Genomic DNA, 21,281 nt, shown 5'->3' with positions numbered 1-21,281 from the left:
GGTCACTGCGAGCGCCAGAACCGCGTCGCGAGGTCCGTGAGCTCCCTGTCGAGATCGTCGACCTTCGTCTCGATGCGTCCGAGCCGGGCGTCGAGGCCGTCGATCCGTGCGGAGAGGGTGCCGTCGATGCGATCGATCCGTGCGGAGAGGGTGCCGTCGATGCGGTCCACCTCCGCACGGATCACGCGACTGAGCTGCGACGTCATGAGCGTCATGCCGCCGAGCATCACGGCGGCGAAGACGCCGATCAGTGTCCATACTTGCGGGTCGTCCACGGTCATGCCTCCAGTCTGAGTCCGGGGTCTCAGGCCGTCACGGTATTCCGCAGCGGCACGGCGGAGGGGCGGAGATCGCTCGGCGGGCCGCTCAGCGCGCGCAGGGCGTAGAGGATCGTCGCGAGGTCGACGAGCTCCTGGACCAGCGCGCCGACGACCGCGGGGATGGCGCCGGTCATCGCGACGACCATCAGCCCCACGCTCAGCCCGATCCCGATCCAGATCGCGGTGAGGGCGACGCGGAGGGTGTGCCGTCCGATCGCGACGGCGTCGACGACCTTGGCGAGCGAATCCACGAGGATGACGACGTCGGCGGCGTCCCCGGCGGCCGTCGCTCCCTTCGCGCCCATCGCGATGCCGATGTCGGCCGCTGCCAGCACCGGCGCGTCGTTCACACCGTCGCCGACCATCAGCACAGGCCGTGGTTGCATCTCGGCGGCCAGACGCACCTTCTCGGGCGGCAGGAGTTCGGCGTGGATCTCGTCGATCCCGACCTGCCGTCCGATCGACGCCGCGGTGGTCTCCACATCCCCGGTCAGCATCGCGAGCCGGTCGACCTCGTGCGTCCGCAGCCACGAGATCACGGCCGGTGCCTCCGGGCGGGCGGCATCGGCGAGGACCAGGACCCCCGCGAACCGTCCGTCCACGGCGACATAGGCGGCGGCCTGTCCCGGCGCGAGCTCCGCCCGTACGGTGTCCGGGGCGAGGGACGCCACATACGCCGGCTTGCCGACGACAACCGCGCGGCCGCCGATCGTCGCGGACACCCCGTTCGTCGCGGTCTCGCTCGCCTCCGTCGCCCCGTGCAGCGCCAGGCCTCGGGCGGCGGCGGCGCGGCGGATGCCGTCGGCGAGCACGTGCGAGGAGTACTGCTCGGCCGAGGCGGCGAGTCTCAGGATCTCATCCGCATCGAAGCCCTGTGCCGGACGCACGTCGACGAGCTCCGGCCTCCCCTGGGTGAGCGTCCCGGTCTTGTCGAACGCCGCGGAGCGCACGCGCGCGATCTGCTCGATCACCGCACCGCTCTTCATGATGACGCCCGACTTCGCCGCCCGGGAGAGTCCGCCGAGGAAGGCGACGGGAGCGGCGATCAGCAGGGGACAGGGCGTCGCCAGCACGAGCACTTCGGCGAACCGCGTGGCGTCGCCGGAGAGCGCCCAGGCCGTCCCCGCGAGCACGAGCGCGACGGCGGTGAACGGGATCGCGAACCGGTCGGCGAGGCGCACGATGGGCGCGTGGGAGGACTCGGCCTGGGCGACCAGGGCGACGATCTGCTGGTACTGGCTGTCGGCGCCGGTGCGGAGGGCACGGAGGCGGATGGCCCGGCTGCCGTTGATCGCGCCAGACAGCACCTCGTCGCCCGCGCCGCGCGTCACGGGCAGGCTCTCGCCCGTGAGCGAGGATTCGTCGAACGACGCGCTGTCCGTGAGCAGTTCACCGTCCACGGGGATGATCTCCGCCGGGCGGACGAGAAGCACGTCGCCCACGGCCACATCGTCGACCGGCACCTCCCTCGCCGCGTCCGAGTCCGCATCCTCGGGGTGTGTCAGCACATGGGCGCTGCGCGGCGAGCGATCCAGCAGAGCGGAGAGGTCGCGCTTGGCCCGGCGGCCCGCGAAGTCCTCCAGCGCCTCGCCCCCGGAGAGCATGAGGACGATGATGAGCGCCGCGATGTACTCGCCCACCGCGAGTGTCGCCACCATGGCGACGACCGCGAGGATGTCGAGTCCGACGTGGCCGCGGAGCACGTCGCGGACCATGCCGATGAGCGTCCACACGACCACCGCAGCCACGAAGATCGTCGCGACCCATCGGCCGATGGTCTCTTCGCCTGCGGCGTGGAGCGCCCCGACCACGGCGAAGACCAGGACCGTGAGCGTGATGACCGGATACCGCCAGAGGAGTCGGAGGGCGCGCATGCGTCCAGCATCGTCGGAATCGGTGCGCACCGCCAGCATCCCCTTCCGACACCTGTGCTTAAGCGATATAGTCAGGCCGCGAGTCGCGACGTCGCGACCCGATCTCGACAACGACGCCGAAGGAGAAGATCCCGTCATGAGTTCCTCACCCGCACGATCGTCCCGCCTGAGAAGAGGTATCGCGGCAGCAGCGGCGTTCGCCGCCGCCGGAGCCGCCGCCCTCGCCGCCTCGACCGCGGCGGTCGCCGATGCCGCCGCTGCCGACCCGAAGCTCGCCGTCTACGTCGAGGTGAACTCGAACGATTTAGCGAACGTCGCGGACTACACGCTCGCCGAGTCGGGCCGTCCCGCGGTCGATCTGGCCATGATCTTCGCCGCGAACATCAACTACGACGGGGAGCAGGCGGTCCTCCACCTCAACGACCGGGTCACCGAGACGCTGCAGGATGCGCAGAACCAGATCCGTCCGCTGCAGGCCCAGGGCACCAAGGTGCTGCTGTCGGTGCTCGGAAACCACCAGGGGGCCGGCTTCGCGAACTTCACGTCGTACGCGGATGCCGACGCCTTCGCCGCGCAGCTCGCCGACACCGTGACCGCCTACGGCCTCGACGGCATCGACTTCGACGACGAGTGGAGCAACTACGGGGCGAACGGCACCCCGCAGCCGAACCCGCAGTCCTTCGGCTGGCTGGCCTCTGCGTTGCGCGACCGGCTCGGGCCGGACAAGCTCATCACGCTGTATGCGATCGGCCCGTCCTACACGACCACGGACTTCGGTCTCTTCGACGCCGGCAGCGTGCTCGATCACGCCTGGAACCCGTACTACCCGACCTACGACGCTCCCACCGTGCCGGGCCTGGACGACCGTGGTCGGCTCGGGGCCGCGGCCATCGACCTCGCGAACACGAGTGCCACGACGGCCGCCGACTTCGCTCAGCGCACGGTGGCCGACGGGTACGGCGTCTATGTCGCATACAACCTCACCGCGACGAACCAGTCGGCCTACCTCTCCGGCATCACCGAGGCGCTGAAGGGCGAGGCGACCGTCTACCGCGCAGCGGCGCAGTGAGTCAGTCCAGATCGAAGAGCTCGATCTGACGGAGCGTGACCTCGGCCTCCGCGCGCATGCGGACGGCCGAGGTCACGACCCGCGTCTCCAGAGCGAACGGCGTCGTGCGATCGGGCGCCAGGTCTTCGAGGTGCGTCGTGGTGAGCGGGCGCCAGCGACCGTCGGCCCCCTCCACCTCCCCGCGCAGCACACCGGCCGCGACGGGCTCGCGGCTCGTGAGGGTGATGTCGGTGAGGCCGCGGGGCGAGGGGAATCGCCAGCCCACCCACGAGCCTTCCGACAGCCGGACGCCCTCGTCACCCCGCGGGTCGCCATCGTCGAACAGGTGCCGCGCCTCGCGGACATCCGCGGAGGCGACGGCCTCTCCCTCTCCGCCCGTGAGGTCGCGGTGCCACGGCTCCGCGTCGAGCGCGTCCTCCCCGCTCTCCAGCGCGCGCGCCGGGTCCGTGCCGAACACGAGCTCGAGCACCGCATCTCCCTGGAGCGCGTCTATTGGCAGGTCGGCGGTGGGCAGAGGGCGTCCGTCCAGCCGGGCGTCCTCCAGCACGTGGGCTTCGGGGGAGCTCCGTCGCGAGCGGATGCGCAGCGACGAGCCGTCTCCGCGCGCGACCCGGATGTCGTCCGAGAGCGGCGACCCGATGCGCAGAGACCCCGCCGCGAGCTCCAGGGGATACAGGCCGAGCGCGGCCCAGAGCCACCAGGCGCTCATCTCTCCGTTATCCTCGTCGCCGGGGAATCCCTGGCCGATGTGCGCACCGGCGAAGAGGCGGCGCGCGAGGCCGTGCACGAGGCCCGCGCTGTGCCACGGCCGGTCGCTGAAGGCGTACATGAAGGGGATGTGGTGGGCCGGTTGATTCGACAGGGCGCACATGCCCGACCGCTGGGCGCGGGCTTCGCGCTGCTCGTGGATGACCGTGCCGTACGCACCGCCGAAGCGCTCGTCGGCGGTCTCCGGCTCCGCGAAGAGGGCGTCGAGGTGCCGGCCGAGTCCGGTCCGCCCGCCGTGCAGCGCCGCGAGTCCCGGCCCGTCGTGCACCGTGCCGATCGACATGCCCCAGGCGTTCGTCTCGACGTTGTCGCCACCCCAGACCCGAGGATCGAAATCCGGCGCGAACGAGCCGTCCGCCGCGCGACCGCGGAAGAATCCGGACGCCGGGTCGAAGAGCACGCGCGCCGCGCGGGAGCGATTCGCGAAGTACCGCGCGAAGGCCCGATAGCGCGCGGCCTGGTCCGTCGCTGATGCCGCGAGCCGGGCGGCGAACCGCCCGAGGGCGGCGTCGCTCACGGCGTTCTCGATGCTCCAGCTCATCCCCTCCGGCACATCGGACGGGATGAAGCCGAGGAAGCGCCCGCGGCCGATGCCCTTGCGACCCCGTCGCGGATCGGGTCCCGGCTCGCACGCGTGGCGCCACCCGCTCTCGAACGCCGTCTCCCGGTCGAAGGGCACGTCCCACCGCGCGGCGTCGGCGTAGATCTGGTCGCTCGAGGTGCCGACCATGCTGTCGACGTACCCGGGGGCGCTCCAGCGGGCCATCCAGCCGCCGCGGCGATACTGGGCGAGCTGCCCGTCCAGCAGGCGCCCGGCCAGCGCGGGGTCGAGGAGCGCGAGCGCGGGCCACTCGGTGCGGTACGTGTCCCAGTAGCCGTTGTTGACGACGAGCTCGCCCTCCGCGACCGGCGCTCCCGTGGTGGTCTCTCCGAAGGCGGTCCGGGGCGCGAACACGTCGGCGAACCGCCATTCCGGCGTGTCCGCGGTGCCCGCGTTCTCCGCCGCCGTGTTCGGATACAGGTGCATCCGGTGGAGTGCGGCGGCGATCCGGGCGCGCTGCTCCTCGTCGGCCAGGCCGCGGAACGGACGTTCGGCCTCGGGGAGCGGAGGGATCGTCACGCGTCCGAGCAGGCGGTTCCACGCGGTGGCCGCGCGGGCGCGGAGCTCGTCGTAGGGAACGGTGGGAGGGGCCTCGAGGGCGAGGCTGTGCCGAGCCTGCGCGACGGAGAGGAACGAGACCCCGACCCGCACCTCGATGGCACCCCCGGCGCGGACGAAGCCCGCGACCTGGGCGCGTCCGTCGTCGTCCAGGGCGCCGCAAGCGACGTCCGACGTGCTGCGCACGGTCCCGGCGAAGTAGCAGCGCGGCGCGTTCCCCCAGTCCTCGGGCCCCTCGGGGATCCAGCCCTCGAAGCCGGCGTCGGTGAAGGTGAGTCGGCCGTCGTCCGTGAGCTGGTCGATCACGAACCCCACGGCGGCGTGCGGGTCGTCGCACCGCACGCGGAACGCGGCGGCATGCGAGGTCGCGGTCATCTCGACCTGCAGCCCGTCGCCGAGGTTCGCGGCGTACTCGTGCGGGCGGGCCCGCTCGCTCTCGGGGACGATCCAGCGACGCCGGGCCGCCCTGTCCGACGTCGGCGTGCCCCGGAACGGCATGAGCTGGAGCACCGAGCGGTCGCCGATCCACGGGCTGGGCTGGTGCGAGAACTGCAGGGCTTCGAGACGCCGCCCCGGGGGATCGTCATGCACGAACGGGCGATAGGGCCAGCGCGGATCCGCCGCGTCGGTCGCGGGCGTGACGAAGGTGAAGCCGTGCGGCACGGCGACCGCCGGGATCGTGTTCCCGCGGGAGAAGCGGGGGCCGGAGTGGGAGCCGCGCCGGGTGTCGACCCGCTCGACGGGCGGGAGATCGCCGGGGCCAGGGCGCTCCTCGACGCGGACCTGGACGAAGCCGCTGACCTCGGCGGGCACATCCGGCGCGGTCGCGAGATCGGCGGTACCGAAGACGAGCTCGACCGTGCCCGTGCCCCTCCCGACGGCGAGGGGCGCGAGGGCGACGCTGTCGGCGTTCCACTGCTCGGGCATGCTCCACCGGGCGGCGAACTGCCCCTCGGCCGTGAGCGGGAAGTCGTAGCGGTCGCGGACGGCGGCGATGTCGCTCAGCCGGCTGCCGTCGGCGCTCCGCACGTCGACGGCGACCGCGAGCGCGGCCCAGGGGGCGAGGGTCGCGGCGGGGCCGTCGGCGTAGAACGCCCAGTGCAGCACGGTGTCCGGGGTGAGGGCGATGCCGTCGAGGCCGGGGACATCGATCCGCTGCGCGCCGTGGGAGGGGTCGAACGTGTACGCGAAGACGACTCCGGGGAGCACTCCGGCGTGCGGGCGCGACGACGGAGGATCCGCGGGACCGGAGGCCGGGCGGAGCTGCGGCGCGTTCACCCCTTCAACGCACCCTCCTGCACGCCCTTGAAGAAGAAGCGCTGCGTGAACGAGAACATGATGACGATGGGCACGAGCGCGATCATGGTGCCGGCGGCGATGAGTCGCGGATCGACCGAGAAGCTGCTGTTGAGGTAGGCCATGCCGACGGTCAGGGTGTACTTCGCCGGGTCGGAGAGCACGATGAGCGGCCAGAGGTAGTCGTCCCACGCGCCGATGAAGGCGAAGATCGCCACGACCGAGACCATGCCGCGGATGTTCGGCCACACGATGTGCCGGATGCGCTGCCACGTGGTCGCACCGTCGACGGTGGCCGCGTCCAGCACGTCCTTCGGGATCATGCGGCACGCGGTGGCGACGAGCAGCACGTTCATGGCGCTGATCGCTCCGGGCAGGAACACGCCCCACAGGGTGTCGGCGAGCCCGAGCGCGCGGATGGTGAGGAAGTTGCTGGTGACCGTGACCTCGCCGGGGAACAGCAGCGTGGACAGCAGGATGCCCATGACGATCCACTTCCCGCGGAAGCGCATGCAGCCCAGGGCGTAGCCGGCGAACGTGGCCAGGATCACGTTGCTGAGCACGGTGCCGAGCGAGACGAGCAGCGAGTGCCAGGCGTAGAGGTAGACGGGGACGATGTCGGCGACCCTCGTGTAGTTCTGCAGCGTCGGATCGCGGGGGATGAGCTCGGGCGGGAAGGAGTAGATGTTCTCCTGCGGTCCCTTGAACGAGGTGGAGAGCTGCCAGACGAAGGGGCCGATGACGAGGAACAGGACGAACAGCAGCAGCGCGTACCGGCCGATGAGTCCGCCGAGCGTGGGCTTGCTGAAGTCGCCGGAGCCGCGGCGGCGGAAGATGCGCTCGCGGCCGGGCAGCGGTGCCTCCTCCGCGGGCGGAGTGCTCTCCACCGGGGGCGTCGTCAGAGTCGTCATGCGGAGACCTTCGCCTTCTTCTCGCGGTTCATGAACGCGATCGCCGCGAGCGGCACGAGCGTGAGGAGGAACAGCGCCACGCTGATCGCGGACGCGTAGCCGATGTTGCCGTTCAGGCCCGAGCCCACCTGCCGGATGAGCATCACGAGCGACATGTCGTAGCCGCCCGGGCCGCCCGTGCTCTTGGAGAGCACGTCGAGCTCGGCGAACACGCGCATGGCGGACACCGCGATGAGGACGGCGATGAGGAGCATCGCCCCGCGCACCGACGGGATCGTGACGGAGAGGAAGCGGCGGAAGGAGCTCGCCCCGTCGAGCATCGCGGCCTCGTGCAGCTCCTTGCCCACGTTCCCCAGGGCGGCGAGGTACACCACCATGTAGTACCCGAGTCCCTTCCACACGGTCAGCAGGATCGCGCAGCCGAGCAGCAGCCAGCGGTCGACGAGGAAGGCCATCGGCTGGTCGATGAGGCCGAGGAACTCCAGGGTCTGGTTGATGATGCCGCGGCTGTCGAACAGCCAGGTCCAGATGAGGGCGACCACGACGACCGAGGCGATGACGGGGAAGTAGAACGTGGTGCGGAAGAACGAGATGCCGGGGAGCTTCTTCTGCACGAGGAGGGCGAGGAGCAGCGGGAGGATCGTGAGCAGCGGCACGCACACGACCACGTAGATGAGGCAGGTGGTCAGCGCGTTCCAGAACATCTCGTCGCCGAACATGCGCTCGTAGTTCGCGCCGCCGACGAACTCCGGGGTCCGCAGGGGGCGGGCGTCCGTGAAGCTGAGCACGACGGTGTTCAGGAACGGCCAGAGCGCGAACACCAGCACCCAGATCACGGCGGGGGCGAGGAGCAGCCACGGGGTGAACCACTTGTGGGATCTCATCGTCGACCTCCGCTGCCGGGTGCCGGTGTCCGCGCGCATGCTCACTGGTCCACGCGGTTCGCGTTGGCGTACTCGACGATCTTGTCGAGCTGCGTCTTGGCGTCGGCCTCGCCGTTCACGGCCAGGGCGATCTGCTGGGTCATGTAGGTGGCCATGTCCGAGGTCCACTGGAACGGCAGCGCCTTGGCGTCCTTCATCGCGCCGAACACGGTGTCGATCGCGGCGAGCTGCTTCTCGTCCGTGACGGAGGAGGCGATGTTCTCGACCACCTGGTCGCCGCCGTCGGCCGTGCCGGGGGCGGTGCCGACCGCGAGGGAGGAGAACGCGACCTGGTTCTCCTCGTCCGTCGCGAACTCGGCGAACGCGAGTGCGGCTTCCTTGTTGTCGGAGTCGGCGGAGACGTTGAGGCCCTGCACGTAGAGCGGGGCGACACCGAGGCGCGGGGTGGCGACGGTGTTCTCCAGCAGTGCCGGGGCGTCCTTCTGCAGATCGGTCGTGAAGCCGGTGCCGCCGGTCGTGAAGGCGACCTTCTCCTGGATGTACGCCTCCGCGTTCCCGCCGTAGTCGCCGGTCAGTGCCTCGGCGGGCATCGCGCCCGCCGCGTAGGCGTCGGCGTACTGCTCGATGATCGCGGCGGCCTCATCGGTGTTGAAGTCGAACTCGCCCTCGTCGTTGATGACCTCCATGCCGGCGGCGGTGAAGGTGTCGAGCGCCGGGATCGAGGAGAGGAGCTGGACCTTGCCGCCGGACTCCGTGGCGACGTCCTTCGCGAGCGTGAGCAGTTCGTCGACCGTCGTCGGGAGGTTCTCCTCGGTGACGCCGTACGGGGCGAGCTGGGCGAGGTTCCACCAGGACGCGTCGCTGGAGAGGTACCAGGGCAGGCCATAGGTGCCCTCGACGCCGGGGTACTGGCTGTACGCGTCCCAGGCGCCGGCGTTGTACGTCGCCTTCAGGTCCGGATCCGCGGTGTCGAGGTCGACGAGCTTCCCCGCCGCGACGAGGGGGTAGGCGATGTCCGGCGGCAGGTTGAGCACGTCGGGCAGCGTGTCGGCGTTCGCCTGGCTCAGAATCTTCTCCTGGTAGCCGTCGCCGGGCTGGTCGAGCCACTCGACGGTCACGTCCGGGTGCTCCTCCTCGAACGCGGCGATGAGGTCTTCGAAGTACGGGGTGAACTTCTCGTTCTTCAGCGACCAGGTCTGGAACTGGATGGTTCCGCTGAGCTCGCCGGAGGTGTCGATGGGGCCGGCGCCGTCCGAGGCGGCGCCGCCTCCGGTGCAGCTCACGAGCGCCAGGGCGCCGATCGTGAAGGTTGCCAGAGCGACAATGCGTGCGGGAACTTTCATCGTGCTTCTTCCTCGAGGCGGGCGAATCGGCGCGGTCCGACGGAGGGACTACAGCGCTTTAGCAGATGAAACCATCGGATGCGGTCGGTGTCAAGACATCCCTATCGAGGCTGATGCTCAAGCGTTATAGTGGTGCGACATGTCCTCGCGGGAGGGCACGGTCCGAAAGGTGCACACATGACGCAGCGCGGCGCTCTCGACGCCCCACTCCGCTTCGGGGCGAACTACACGCCGTCGACGGACTGGATGCACTCCTGGCTCGACTTCACCCCGGACGACGTGCGCCGCGACTTCGCGGCCCTCGCCACGCTCGGCCTCGACCACGTGCGCGTATTCCCGCTCTGGACCGTCCTGCAGCCGAACCGCACCCTGATCCGGGCGAAGGCGATCGACGACGTGCGCGCCATGGTCGACATCGCCGCCGAGTTCGGGCTGGACGCGAGCGTCGATGTCATCCAGGGGCATCTGTCGAGCTTCGACTTCGTCCCGTCCTGGCTGTACACCTGGCACGACCGGAACATGTTCACCGATCCGAGCGCCCTGGACGGCCAGGCGCAGCTCGTGGAGCGGCTGGCCGGCGCGCTGCGGGACGCCCCGAACTTCCTCGGGCTCACGCTCGGCAACGAGACGAACCAGTTCTCCGCGCACACCCACCCCTCGCCGTGGCCGGTCACGACGGATGAGGCGGGCGCCTGGATCGAGGCGCTGCTCGCCGCAGCGGACCGGGGCGCTCCGGGGTTGCCGCATGTGCACAGCGAGTACGACGCGGTCTGGTACATGGACGATCACGGGTTCACGCCGGCGCATGCCTCCCGCCTCGGCGCGATGACGACCATCCACTCCTGGATCTTCAACGGCACGGCGCAGCGCTACGGTGGGCGCTCCGTCGCGGCGGACCGTCATGCCGAGTACCTCATCGAGCTCTCCCGCGCCTTCGCGACGGATCCCGCCCGGCCCATCTGGCTGCAGGAGGTGGGTGCCCCCTCGAACTGCCTCGACGAGAGCGAGATGCCCGGATTCCTCGAGGCCACCGTGCGCTCGGCTCTCCGCACCGAGAACCTCTGGGGCGTGACCTGGTGGTGCTCGCACGACGTGAGCCGGGAGCTCGCCGACTTCCCGGAGCTGGAGTACTCCCTCGGGCTGATCGACCAGGAGGGTGCGGCGAAGCCCCTCGGCCGCCGGTTCGCGGAGCTCATCCCCGAGCTGCGTGCCCGCACCGCGGCTCCGGCTCGTCCGACAGCGATCGTCGTGGACGTCGACGAGCAGGAGGTGCCGGTGAGCCGGGCGGCGCTGAGCCCCGGCGGCGCGGTCTTCCAGGCCTGGGTCGACGCGTGCGCCGCCGGCGACGACCCCGCGCTGGTGACCTCCCGCACCGCACAGGACCCCGCGGCGCTGGAGGCACGCGGCATCCGCCGCCTCATCCACCCCGCCCCGTCCGCGTCCGACGTGACGCGCTACGCCTCCGTCAACACCGTCGTCTGATTCTCCCCGTCTGAGTCGCCGAGACCCCGGGTTGTCGTCGAGACCCCGGGGTGCGTGCGTCGAGAGCCCGGGGTGTCGGCGGGGAGGCGGGGTCTCAGCGGGGCGGAGGTGCCGTGCTCTCGCGGGCGGTGAGCACCGGGGTCGGGCCCTGGACGCTCGGCAGCGTGGTGCCGGCCTCGATCTGCTGCAGCAGGAGCGTGGCCGCCTGCTCGCCGAGCTCGAACGTGTCGCGGGTCATCGCGGTGATCGACGGATTGATGAGTCCTGCGATGACGGAGTCGTCGAACGACGCGAGGGAGACGTCGCGGGGAACCGCCCGGCCCATCTCCTGCGCCACGCGGAGGCCGGCGACGGCCATCACGTCGTTGTCGTAGACGATCGCGGTCGGGCGCTGCCGGCCGGAGAGCAGCGCGCGCGTCACGGCGGAGGCGCGGGCGGGGGAGAAGTCCGTCGTGATGACCTCGCCGGCGATGCCGTCCGCCGCCATCCGCTCCAGCACCTCGGCGCGCAGGCGGGTGTGCTCCAGTTCGGCCGGACCGGCGACGTAGGCGATGCGCGTGTGACCGAGGGCGGCGAGGTAGGAGAACAGGGTCTCCGCGACGGTGTCGTCGCCGATCCACACGCTGGGCACCGCGCCGTCCGGGGAGGGCTTCGAGCCGATCATGACGGCGCGGGCGTCCAGGGCCGTGATGCGCGCGCCGCGCGGGTCGTCGTCGCGCGGGTCGATGAGGATGATGCCGTCGACCTGATTCGACGAGCGCCACTGCCGATGCACCTCCATCTCCTCGTCGATGTCGGCGACGAGGCGGAGCTGCAGACCGACCTTGCTCTCGGAGAGGCGGGACTCGATGCCGGCGATGAGGTCGGTGAAGAAGGCCTCGGAGCCGAGGGAGCGCGCCGGGCGGGCGAGGGCGAATCCGACCGCGTTGGCACGGGCGCCGACGAGGGCACGCGCGGCGGAGCTCGGCTGCCAGTGATGCTCCTCGATGATCGAGAGGATGCGCTGCCGCGTCTCCTCGCTCACGCCGGGGCGACCGTTGAGGGCGAACGAGACGGCGCCGGGGGAGACGCCGGCCATGCGCGCGATATCCGCGATGGTCACGCGTTTCCCCGGGGTCATAGGCATCACCCTACTTGATCGGTTTAGCCTCTCGAAAGCAGCGGAGAACGTGCCGTAGACTCCCGTGCTAGATCGTTTTAGTAGCGACGCGCATCGAACCCCATCCCTCACCGTCGAGCCCGGAGAACCCCATCATGCATGACGACACCTCGCTCACCGTCGGCCGCGTCAAGCGGGTCCTCGACGAGCGCATCCGCCCCGCGATCCACTCGGCCGCGGTTCCCCTCACGGTCGAGGCGCATCAGCTCCCCGGAGAGCCCATCGCCCCGGCGGACGGCCTGGCGCTCTCCTTCGCCCCGGCCGCGGTCGGCGAGCTGTGGGGCCCGGCCTGGGGGACCACGTGGTTCAAGCTCACCGGTCGGGTGCCCGCGGAGTGGGCCGGGCGCCGGGTCGAGGCGCTGATCGACCTGGGCTTCGACGTGAACATGACGGGGTTCCAGTGCGAGGCCCTCGCCTACCGGCCGGACGGCACGCCGATCAAGAGCATCAACCCGCGGAACCAGTGGGTGCCGATCGTGGAGACGGCGGCGGGCGATGAGCCCGTCGAGCTCTACCTGGAGGGCGCGTCCAACCCTGTGCTCCTCGACTACCACCCCTTCCTGCCGACCCAGGAGGGCGACGTCCTCACCTCCTCGAAGGAGCCGCTGTACCGGCTGCGGCGCCTCGACCTCGCGGTGTTCGAGCCCGAGGTGTTCGACCTGTCGCTCGACCTCGAGGTGCTGTTCGAGCTGCAGGCGGAGCTCCCTGCCACGTCGCCGCGCCGCATGCGCATCCTGCAGGCCCTGGACGACGCGCTCGACGTGCTCGACCTGCAGCACATCGTGGAGACCGCCGGCGACGCGCGGGCACGGCTCGCGGACGTGCTCGCCGCTCCGGCCGAAGCGAGTGCGCACCGGATCTCGGCCGTCGGCCACGCGCACATCGACTCCGCCTGGCTGTGGCCGGTGCGCGAGACGATCCGCAAGGTCGCGCGCACGACCTCGTCCATGACCACGCTCATCGAGGAGCAGCCCGAGTTCCAGTACGGCATGTCGAGCGCGCAGCAGTACGCCTGGATCAAGGAGCACCGTCCCGAGGTGTGGGAGCGGGTCAAGGCCGCCGTCGCCGCCGGACGCTTCCTGCCCCTCGGCGGCATGTGGGTGGAGTCCGACACCGTGATGCCGACGGGGGAGTCGCTCGTGCGGCAGTTCTCGCACGGGCAGCGGTTCTTCGAGCGGGAGTTCGGCCTCCGGTCGAAGGGCGTGTGGCTGCCGGACAGCTTCGGCTACTCGCCGGCCCTGCCGCAGCTCATGCGCCGTGCCGGGTTCGAGTGGTTCTTCACGCAGAAGATCTCCTGGAACCAGCAGAACGTCTTCCCGCACCACTCCTTCCTCTGGGAGGGCATCGACGGCTCGCAGGTATTCACGCACTTCCCGTCGATGGACACCTACAACTCGCAGCTGAGCGGCATAGAGGTCGCGAAGGCCTCGCGGCAGTTCAAGGAGAACCGCCTCAGCTCGCGGTCGATCGCCCCGGTCGGCTGGGGTGACGGCGGCGGCGGCACGACGCGCGAGATGACGGGCAAGGCCGAGCGGCTGCGCGACCTCGAGGGCAGCGCGCAGGTGGTGTGGGAGCACCCGGACGTGTTCTTCGACGCCGCCAAGGCCGAGCTGCCGAACCCCGCCGTGTGGGTCGGCGAGCTCTACCTCGAACTGCACCGCGGCACGCTCACGAGCCAGCACGCCACGAAGGCTCTGCATCGCTGGGCCGAGCACGCGCTCGTGGAGGCCGAGTTGTGGGCCGCGACCGACGCCGTGCGCACCGGCGCCGCGTACCCGCAGGCCGAGCTCGACCGGCTCTGGCAAGCCGTGCTGCTGCACGAGTTCCACGACATCCTGCCCGGCACCTCGATCGCGTGGGTGCACCGGGAGGCCGTCGCCGTGCTGTCCGACGTGCTGTCGGATGCGCGCGACATCGCCGACGCCGCGCGCCGGTCGCTCGCCGGGGAGGGCGACCGCGAGCTGCGGTTCGAGCCGACCTCGGTGGGTCGGGGGCGCGCACTGGGCGCCTCGTGGGTCCCTGAACCCGTCGAAGGGCCGGTCTCGCTCGTCGAGGACGCTTCGGCAGGCTCAGCGACCCACCCGGGATGGCGCGTGGAGAACGAACTCGTGTCCGTGCTGGTCTCGGCCGAGGGGCTGATCGTCTCGGCCGTCGACAAGGCCACAGGGCGGGAGACGGTCGCGCCCGGCAAGGCCGCGAACCTGTTCCAGCTGCACCAGGACTTCCCGAACATGTGGGACGCGTGGGACATCGACCGCTACTACCGCAACAGCGTCGATGACCTCACCGCGGTCTCGTCGATCGAAGCGTCGCTCGTGAACGGTGTCGCGCAGATCGTCGTCGTGCGTCCGTTCTCGGAGTCGACCATCACGCAGACGATCCTCCTCGCGCCCGACTCGCGCACGGTGCTGCTGCGCAACGAGGTCGACTGGCACGAGACCGAGAAGCTGCTCAAGCTCGCCTTCCCGCTCGACATCCAGGCGTCGCACACTGAAGCCGAGACGCAGTTCGGCTACCAGGCGCGCGTCACCCACACGAACACGAGCTGGGAGGCGGCGAAGTTCGAGACCTCGATGCACCGCTTCGTGCTGGTGCGCGAGCAGGACTTCGGTGCGGCCCTCGTGAACGACTCGATCTACGGGTACGACACGACGCGCGAGGTCGGCGAGGACGGGGTCACCACGACCGTGCGGCTCTCCCTTCTGCGGGCGCCGCGCTTCCCCGACCCGGACACGGACCACGGGCTCCATGAGATCGAGGTCGGCTTCGTGATCGGTGCCGACGCCGCGATCGCGACCGCCGAGGGCATCCGCCTCAACAGCATGCCCACGGTGATCCGCGGGGAGCGCGAGGTCGAGCCGCTGGTGGAGGTGTCGGGCGACGGGATCGTCGTCTCGGCCGTGAAGCTCGCCGACGACGGCTCCGGCGATGTCATCGTTCGTGTGTATGAGGCGCTCGGGCGTCGGGCGGTCGGCGAGCTCTCCGTCGGCTTCGAGCACCGCGAGGTGCGCGAGGTGAGCCTGATCGAGGACGAGATCGAGGCGCCCCGCCTCGGCGGCGGGCTCCACCTCCGCCCCTTCGAGGTCCGCACCCTCCGCATCGTCCGCTGAGCCCCCGGCCTCCTCGCGCCGGGCGCGCCGCGCCGGATCAGAAACGCGCCTCCCCGCCCTTCGGGAGGCGCGTTTCTCATCCCGCCGGGCGGGATCGGTGCGCGTCCTCGACGGTGCGCATCGCCGCGACGCCGTCGACCAGCGCAGGTCGCTGATCGGGGGCGTCGCGGAAGAAGGAGACGACGGAGGCCACGGCTGCCGGGTCAGACCCCAGGTGATGCGCATCGAGGATCACGGGGGCGCGTCCGGCGATCGAGATCGCCAGCTTCGGCCCGTGTGGGCCGACAGGCGTGGTGGTGCCGATCTCCTCCCAGGAGGCTTCGACCCGGGCGGATCTGCGGACTCCGTGCAGGCCCCTCTCGTCGAGTACGAGACCCAGCGGGTGGCCTTGCGCGAGGACTTCCCGACCGAGGCCGACGAGCGAGACGACGGCGAGCACGTACGGGCCCCATTCGAGAAGCCGACCGCCCATCGTCGGAAGGCCCAGGGCGTGAACGAGGAAGGCCGCCGCTGCGGGAAGCAGGCCCGTCACGGGAACGAGCCACGAGCAGATGCGGACGCCCGTGGACGGCGTGAATCGCAGCGGGCCGCTTGCCTCGATTCGGATCAGGCGTTCGCGCAAGGACCGCACCCAGAACCAGAGCGCGACCGCGAGCATCGCGGCGTAGAGAGCGAGTGCGATCAGGATGAGGCGGAAGCCTGGACGGGTATCCATGATCGCCAGCAGCAGGGGCAGCAGAGGAAAGATGCCGACGAGCCCGAGCGCCGCAGACGGGGAGCGGCCGTTCGGGTGGACCGATCGTGAGCCGTCGACGATGCGCGGGGACCGCGCGACAGTGTTCATCGGCATCCGCATCCGCTCTCAGGCGGGCGGGAGGCGGAGGACGTCGGGCGACTCGCCGCCGGTGAGGTCGTCGGCGATACGGAGGCTGCGGGCCAGCTCGTCGAGCGCGCCGATGAGCGTGCCGAAGCGTTCGCGGTCGCTGCAGACGGCCGTCAGGGTCACCAGGTGTGTACCGGTGTCCCACGTGTAGGTCGCGAAGGGTGGCGCCGAAGGGGAAGGCGGAGTCGGGACCACGAGCTTCTCGCCGACGCCGAGCCGGGTCGGGAAAGAGGTCGTGTCGTCGTACTCCATCGGCATCGACGCGCGGGCGATCCGGATGTCGGGGGTCAGCGCCTGCACGGTCGCCATCGCCACGACGAGGTCGGGCTCCGCCTTCCACGTCCACGCGAGGACCCGGCCGTCGGCCTTCTTCATGAGCATCGGCGCGGCCTGGCTCATGGCCCAGGCTCCGAACCGCGAACCGGGGCGTTCCGTCGCGCCGACCGCGGCGTTCACCTGGCCGAGCAGCATCCGGATCGCGGCCTTGCGATGCCGGCGTCCCCTCCACCCGAGCGAGTCCGTCACGGGTATCCACAGCTGGGGGTCGGCGTCGGCGTGCAGTCGCATGGCTTCACGGTATCGGCCGAGGCTGAAGGGTGCCGGTATGGCTCGGCGTCGGGGACAGGGCCCTCGGGTAGAGTTGCCACCGCCCGACCAGGGCTTCTCCTTGGCCGCCACCCCGTTAGGCATCTCTGTGACCTCCTCCGACGATCCGATCGATGCGTCGCGCGACGCCACCGCCGTACAGCCCCGTCCGCTGAAGATCCTCCTCGGGTGTGACACGTTCGCCCCCGACATCAACGGCGCCGCCCGGTTCGCCGAGCGTCTCGCCGCCGGACTCGTGCAGCGCGGGCACGAGGTGCACGTCGTCGCCCCCAACCAGGCCTACCGTCGCACCGCGCCTCGCACCGAGGTCATCGAGGGGGAGCCGATGACGCTCCACCGCCTGCCCTCCGTGCGCTGGGCCCCGCACGACTGGCTGCGCTTCGTGTGGCCGTGGCGCTCCAAGCACTACGCCCGGAAGGTGCTCGACGCCGTGCAGCCCGACGTCGTGCACATCCAGTCCCACATCGTGATCGGGCGTGGACTCGCCCGCATGGCGAAGCAGCGCGGCATCCCGGTCATCGCGACGAACCACGTCATGGCCGAGAACATCCTCGACCACACGACCATGCCGAAGTTCGTCGACGACCTGGTGCTCAAGTTCGCCTGGGCCGACGCGAAGCGCACCTTCGACCTGACGCGGGCGATCACCACGCCCACGCGTCGGGCCGCCGACTTCCTGGAGAAGACGGTCGAGGTGCGCGGCGTCATCCCGGTGAGCTGCGGCATCGACCGCTCCCAGTACACCCCGGTCATCGCCCCGCGCGAGGAGAACCGGCTCGTGTTCGTGGGCCGGCTGACGGCGGAGAAGCAGGTCGAGGTCATCCTCAAGGCCATGACGAAGCTCGACCCGGCACTGAACACGACGTTCGACATCGTCGGAGGCGGAGACCAGCGCAAGCAGCTCGAGCACCTGACGGCACAGCTCGGGTTGTCGGACCGGGTCACCTTCCACGGCCGGACCACCGACGAGGAGCTGCGGGCGCTGCTGTCCCGCGCGAGCCTCTTCGTCATCGCGTCGATCGCCGAGCTGCAGTCCATCGCGACGATGGAGGCCATGGCATCGGCGCTGCCGATCGTCGCCGCAGACGCCGTCGCCCTGCCGCACCTCGTGCACGACGGCGAGAACGGGCACCTCTTCACGCCGGGAGACGTCGACGACCTCGCCGCGAAGCTCACCGCCGTGCTGACCGCCTCCCCCGGCGAGTACGAGCGGATGCAGAAGGCGTCGCTCGACGGCGTGGCCATCCACGACATCAACCGCACGCTCGACACCTTCGAGGCGCTGTACCGCGACGAGCCGCTGCCCGAGTGACGCGGATGCACGTCGTCTTCTTCGCCGATCAGCACCTCGACTCCCTCGGCGGGGCGCAGGTGTCGATGCGGCTGCAGCGGACGTTCCTGGAGCGTACGGGGCACACCGTGACGGTCGTCGCGCCCCGTATGCACGCACGGCGTGACGACGCCGCACCATCCGAGGGGAACGTCGACCTCCCGTCGCTGCCGATCACCCTCGACCGGGAGTACGCGATGACCTGGCCGGGGCGGGCGACCGACCGGGTCCTCGACCGGGCGATGGCGCACCGTCCGCCCGTCGATCTCGTCCACGTGCAGGCCGACTTCTGGGGCGCCTTCATCGGGCACCGCTTCGCCGCCCGCCACGGGATCCCGGTCGTGCACACGATGCACAACCGCGTCGATGTCGGTCTGGCCGCGGTCACCCCGTTGCACCGCCCCGTGCTCGCCGTGCTCAACCTGTGGCGCCGCACCGCCCTCCGCGGCATCGGTGTGCCGGTCGGTGGCAGCGACGGGTGGTCGTACCTCCGAGGTCTCGCGGCGGGCGCCGCCGCCGTCACGGCCCCGTCCGGGCACTTCGCGCGACGCCTGGAGCAGAACGGCGTGGCGCGGACGGTCGATGTCGTGTGGAACGGCATCGACGATGACGTCCGTGCGCAGACCCTCGCAGCGGCACCCGCCGAACGGACGCCGGGGCGCCCGCGCTTCGTCTGGCTCGGACGGATGAGTCCGGAGAAGCGCCTGCTCCCGTTCCTCCAGGCCTGGGTCGACGCGGGCATCGACGCCGAGCTCGAGGTGATCGGCGGCGGCGGACAGCGCGCCGCGGCCGAACGCATCGTCGCGGGGCGTGCGGACGTACGGTTCGCCGGCCGACTCTCGTATGCGCAGACGCTCGAGCGGATCGCCGCCGCCGATGCGCTCGTGCAGACGTCCATCGGGTTCGAGACCCAGGGCATGACGCCGTTCGAGGCGGCGACCCTCGGCACGCCCTCCGTCGTGTGCGACCCCGACATCGCCGCGGAGCTCCAGGGCGGGCTCTGGGCGGTGCCGACGACGGACCCGGCCGCCCGCGGGCGAACCGTCGAGGCGCAACGGATCGAGGCCCTCGCCGCAACGCTGCGGCAGGCGGCCGCGGACATCGCGGACGGGACCGCGCCCCAGCCGGTGCCCGCCGTGGCGGACGCCTTCCGGCAGTCGTCGCGGACGGCCGCCATGATCGAGGTCTACGAGCGGGTCCTCCCGCGATCCTGAGCGGTCAGAGGAACCCGTAGAAGTTCGACGAGAGCCAGCTCAGCACCATCGTCAGCAGGCCGGCTCCGGAGGTGCCGACGGCGATCCCGGCGAGCAGCCGCGGCCCGGGTCGGCGTGCCGCGATGAGGCCGAGCACGAGCGCCGCCCCGTAGCCGAGGAAGGTGAGGATGCCCGACGCCCCCTCGATCAGGCCGATCATGCTGTAGGTCCGGTCCGACATGTAGACGAAGGGCCGCGCCAGGATCAGGAACAGATCGATCACCAGGGTCACGAGCGCGACGGTGAACGCGGCGCGGCCGAGGCCGTCGCCGGATGCGCGCGGGGCCGGGGTGCCGTAGGGCGGGATGCCGGCGGATCCGGGGACGAATCCGGGTGCGGTCGGTGACGGCTGCGGGCTCGCCGTGGGGAAGGCCTGCAGGGGCGCGGTCGGGAACACGTGGCCGCCGCCGGGAGCGGGTGCGTACGGTGCCCCCGGGGCGGGGGCCTGGGCGCCGGGGTACTGCGGCTCAGCCGGGAGCGACGGAGGGGGCGGGGCAGCCGGGTCGCCGGCGCCGTCGCGCGAGGGGTGTCCGGGCTGCTGCGGGTCGCTCATGCCCCCGAGCGTAGCCCTCCTCGCGGACGGTCGGGAGGTCAGCGATAGACGTGTCCGGGGTCGGCCTGCGACAGGGCGTCCTGTCCGGCGACGCGGCTCCAGTCGGTGGGGGTGCGACGGTAGCCGTCCCGACGCAGTTCGACGAACGTGGCGACGAGCGCCCAGATGGCGAGGGCGAGGAGGAGGATGAGGAGTAGCATGGCAGAAAAGCTACGCTCGGTGTGATGCTGCCACGAGTGGCGGACCGGGCACTGTGCGTAGGAAAACTGCCATTCCGGGAGATGTGATGAAGACCGTCGCGTGCGTGGTGCAGGATGGCTTCGCGCCGTTCGAGTTCGGGGTCGCCTGCGAGGCGTTCGGCCTCGACCGGTCGGCCGACGGGGTGCCGAACTTCGACTTCCGCATCGTCGCCCCGCAGCCCGGGGTCGTGCGCTCCAAGATCGGCTTCTCCATCAACGTGGAGCACGATCTGTCCTTCGCCGCGGAGGCCGACCTCGTCGTGTTCTGCCCGGTGCCGCGCGAGGTCTGGGGCGACATCGACCCGCTCCTCGTCGACCTGGCCCGCGAGGCCGTGGCGCGCGGAGCGTGGGTCATGAGCGTCTGCAGCGGCTCGTTCATCCTCGCCGCGGCCGGGGTCCTGGACGGACGGCGGGCGACGACGCACTGGATGTACGCCCACACGATGGCCGACATGTACCCCGCCGTCGACATCGATCCGGACGTGCTCTTCGTCCAGGACGGCCGCATCATCACGAGTGCGGGCACCGCTGCCGGCATCGACGCCTGCCTGCACCTGCTGCGACAGGAGCTCGGGGCGGAGATCACCAACCGGATCGCGCGTCGGATGGTGGTGCCGCCGCAACGGGACGGTGGTCAGGCGCAGTTCATCGATCGCCCCATCCCGGTCGCGCCCACGGATTCGCTCGCCGTGGTGGCCGACTGGGCGGTGGAGAACCTCCGCGAAGACCTGACGGTCGACCAGCTCGCGGCCCGGGCGCTGATGTCGCCGCGGACCTTCGCGCGCCGCTTCAAGGCCGAGTACGGGGCGACCCCTGCCGCGTGGCTCGGCCGGCAGCGGATCATCCAGGCCCAGCGTCTCCTCGAGCGCACCGATCTTCCGCTCGAACACATCGCGACGGACTGCGGCTTCGGTTCCGCGGCCGTCCTCCGGCAGAACTTCGCCCGCGTGCTGGGTGTGACTCCCACCGCCTACCGCGCCCGCTTCTCCTGCGCCGACGCCCTCCCCGCCGCCTGACCTCGCCCTTCCCTCGGCCGTGCGGG

Annotated in this window: 17 protein-coding genes; 6 read left to right on the top strand and 11 right to left on the bottom strand. The window is 71.0% G+C overall.

Going from position 1 to position 21,281, the window contains the following annotated elements; genetic code table 11:
- Positions 1-2: 2 nt before the first annotated feature.
- Together IZR02_RS15545 and IZR02_RS15540 are read right to left on the bottom strand one after the other, a co-directional pair.
- Entirely contained in the window at positions 3-281 is a 279-nt protein-coding gene (locus tag IZR02_RS15545; RefSeq protein ID WP_025102641.1) for a hypothetical protein, read from the bottom strand.
- Positions 282-304: 23 nt separating this feature from the next.
- Positions 305-2,194 (bottom strand): heavy metal translocating P-type ATPase, encoded by a 1,890-nt coding sequence (locus tag IZR02_RS15540; RefSeq protein WP_025102640.1) that lies wholly within the window; start codon positions 2,192-2,194, stop codon positions 305-307.
- Positions 2,195-2,330: 136 nt separating this feature from the next.
- Here IZR02_RS15540 and IZR02_RS15535 point away from each other — a divergent pair, with 136 nt between their 5' ends.
- The gene (locus IZR02_RS15535; protein WP_025102639.1) at positions 2,331-3,263 is read left to right on the top strand and encodes an endo-beta-N-acetylglucosaminidase H; all 933 of its coding nucleotides are present in this window, start codon (positions 2,331-2,333) and stop codon (positions 3,261-3,263) included.
- Position 3,264: 1 nt separating this feature from the next.
- On the opposite strand, the gene IZR02_RS15530 is transcribed toward IZR02_RS15535, so the two are convergent.
- The 4 genes from IZR02_RS15530 to IZR02_RS15515 are packed head-to-tail and all read right to left on the bottom strand — an operon-like array spanning position 3,265 to position 9,624.
- Positions 3,265-6,468, bottom strand: coding sequence for a glycoside hydrolase domain-containing protein (locus IZR02_RS15530; RefSeq protein ID WP_025102638.1), 3,204 nt, complete (start codon positions 6,466-6,468; stop codon positions 3,265-3,267).
- Complete coding sequence (locus tag IZR02_RS15525) at positions 6,465-7,397, bottom strand: carbohydrate ABC transporter permease (protein ID WP_025102637.1); 933 nt, start codon at positions 7,395-7,397, stop codon at positions 6,465-6,467. The genes IZR02_RS15530 and IZR02_RS15525 overlap by 4 nt, the downstream gene beginning before the upstream one ends.
- On the bottom strand, positions 7,394-8,281 hold the full coding sequence (locus IZR02_RS15520; protein ID WP_025102636.1) for a carbohydrate ABC transporter permease: 888 nt from the start codon (positions 8,279-8,281) through the stop codon (positions 7,394-7,396). Before IZR02_RS15520 ends, IZR02_RS15525 begins: the two co-directional genes overlap by 4 nt.
- A gap of 41 nt (positions 8,282-8,322) precedes the next feature.
- Positions 8,323-9,624, bottom strand: a complete 1,302-nt coding sequence (locus IZR02_RS15515) for an ABC transporter substrate-binding protein (protein ID WP_025102635.1) — start codon at positions 9,622-9,624, stop codon at positions 8,323-8,325.
- A 177-nt stretch (positions 9,625-9,801) separates the two neighbouring features.
- Between IZR02_RS15515 and IZR02_RS15510 the strand changes: the two genes are divergently transcribed.
- Complete coding sequence (locus tag IZR02_RS15510; protein WP_025102634.1) at positions 9,802-11,106, top strand: glycoside hydrolase 5 family protein; 1,305 nt, start codon at positions 9,802-9,804, stop codon at positions 11,104-11,106.
- A 94-nt stretch (positions 11,107-11,200) separates the two neighbouring features.
- Here IZR02_RS15510 and IZR02_RS15505 read toward each other — a convergent pair whose 3' ends face one another.
- Positions 11,201-12,226 (bottom strand): LacI family DNA-binding transcriptional regulator, encoded by a 1,026-nt coding sequence (locus tag IZR02_RS15505; RefSeq protein ID WP_025102633.1) that lies wholly within the window; start codon positions 12,224-12,226, stop codon positions 11,201-11,203.
- A 134-nt stretch (positions 12,227-12,360) separates the two neighbouring features.
- Between IZR02_RS15505 and IZR02_RS15500 the strand changes: the two genes are divergently transcribed.
- Positions 12,361-15,375, top strand: a complete 3,015-nt coding sequence (locus tag IZR02_RS15500) for an alpha-mannosidase (protein ID WP_025102632.1) — start codon at positions 12,361-12,363, stop codon at positions 15,373-15,375.
- 76 nt (positions 15,376-15,451) lie between these two features.
- Here IZR02_RS15500 and IZR02_RS15495 read toward each other — a convergent pair whose 3' ends face one another.
- Positions 15,452-16,219 (bottom strand): hypothetical protein, encoded by a 768-nt coding sequence (locus tag IZR02_RS15495; RefSeq protein ID WP_162817529.1) that lies wholly within the window; start codon positions 16,217-16,219, stop codon positions 15,452-15,454.
- Between the two features lie 18 nt (positions 16,220-16,237).
- Positions 16,238-16,825 (bottom strand): hypothetical protein, encoded by a 588-nt coding sequence (locus IZR02_RS15490; protein WP_025102630.1) that lies wholly within the window; start codon positions 16,823-16,825, stop codon positions 16,238-16,240.
- A 121-nt stretch (positions 16,826-16,946) separates the two neighbouring features.
- On the opposite strand from IZR02_RS15490, the gene IZR02_RS15485 reads away from it, so the two are divergent.
- Both IZR02_RS15485 and IZR02_RS15480 read left to right on the top strand, forming a co-directional pair.
- Positions 16,947-18,176, top strand: a complete 1,230-nt coding sequence (locus IZR02_RS15485) for a glycosyltransferase (protein ID WP_025102629.1) — start codon at positions 16,947-16,949, stop codon at positions 18,174-18,176.
- Between the two features lie 5 nt (positions 18,177-18,181).
- Positions 18,182-19,408, top strand: a complete 1,227-nt coding sequence (locus IZR02_RS15480; protein ID WP_025102628.1) for a glycosyltransferase — start codon at positions 18,182-18,184, stop codon at positions 19,406-19,408.
- 4 nt (positions 19,409-19,412) lie between these two features.
- Here IZR02_RS15480 and IZR02_RS15475 read toward each other — a convergent pair whose 3' ends face one another.
- Together IZR02_RS15475 and IZR02_RS15470 are read right to left on the bottom strand one after the other, a co-directional pair.
- Positions 19,413-20,000, bottom strand: a complete 588-nt coding sequence (locus IZR02_RS15475; protein WP_025102627.1) for a hypothetical protein — start codon at positions 19,998-20,000, stop codon at positions 19,413-19,415.
- A 38-nt stretch (positions 20,001-20,038) separates the two neighbouring features.
- Positions 20,039-20,200 carry a hypothetical protein gene (locus tag IZR02_RS15470; RefSeq protein ID WP_164498183.1) on the bottom strand — a complete coding sequence of 54 codons (162 nt, stop codon included), beginning with the start codon at positions 20,198-20,200 and terminating at the stop codon, positions 20,039-20,041.
- A gap of 86 nt (positions 20,201-20,286) precedes the next feature.
- Between IZR02_RS15470 and IZR02_RS15465 the strand changes: the two genes are divergently transcribed.
- Positions 20,287-21,255 carry a GlxA family transcriptional regulator gene (locus IZR02_RS15465; RefSeq protein WP_025102626.1) on the top strand — a complete coding sequence of 323 codons (969 nt, stop codon included), beginning with the start codon at positions 20,287-20,289 and terminating at the stop codon, positions 21,253-21,255.
- Positions 21,256-21,281 lie beyond the last annotated feature (26 nt).

The sequence above is a fragment of the Microbacterium paraoxydans genome, from assembly GCF_019056515.1.
GTDB lineage: Bacteria > Actinomycetota > Actinomycetes > Actinomycetales > Microbacteriaceae > Microbacterium.
Note: the sequence above shows the minus strand (reverse complement) of the source record. Positions and strands in the feature narration are given on the sequence as shown.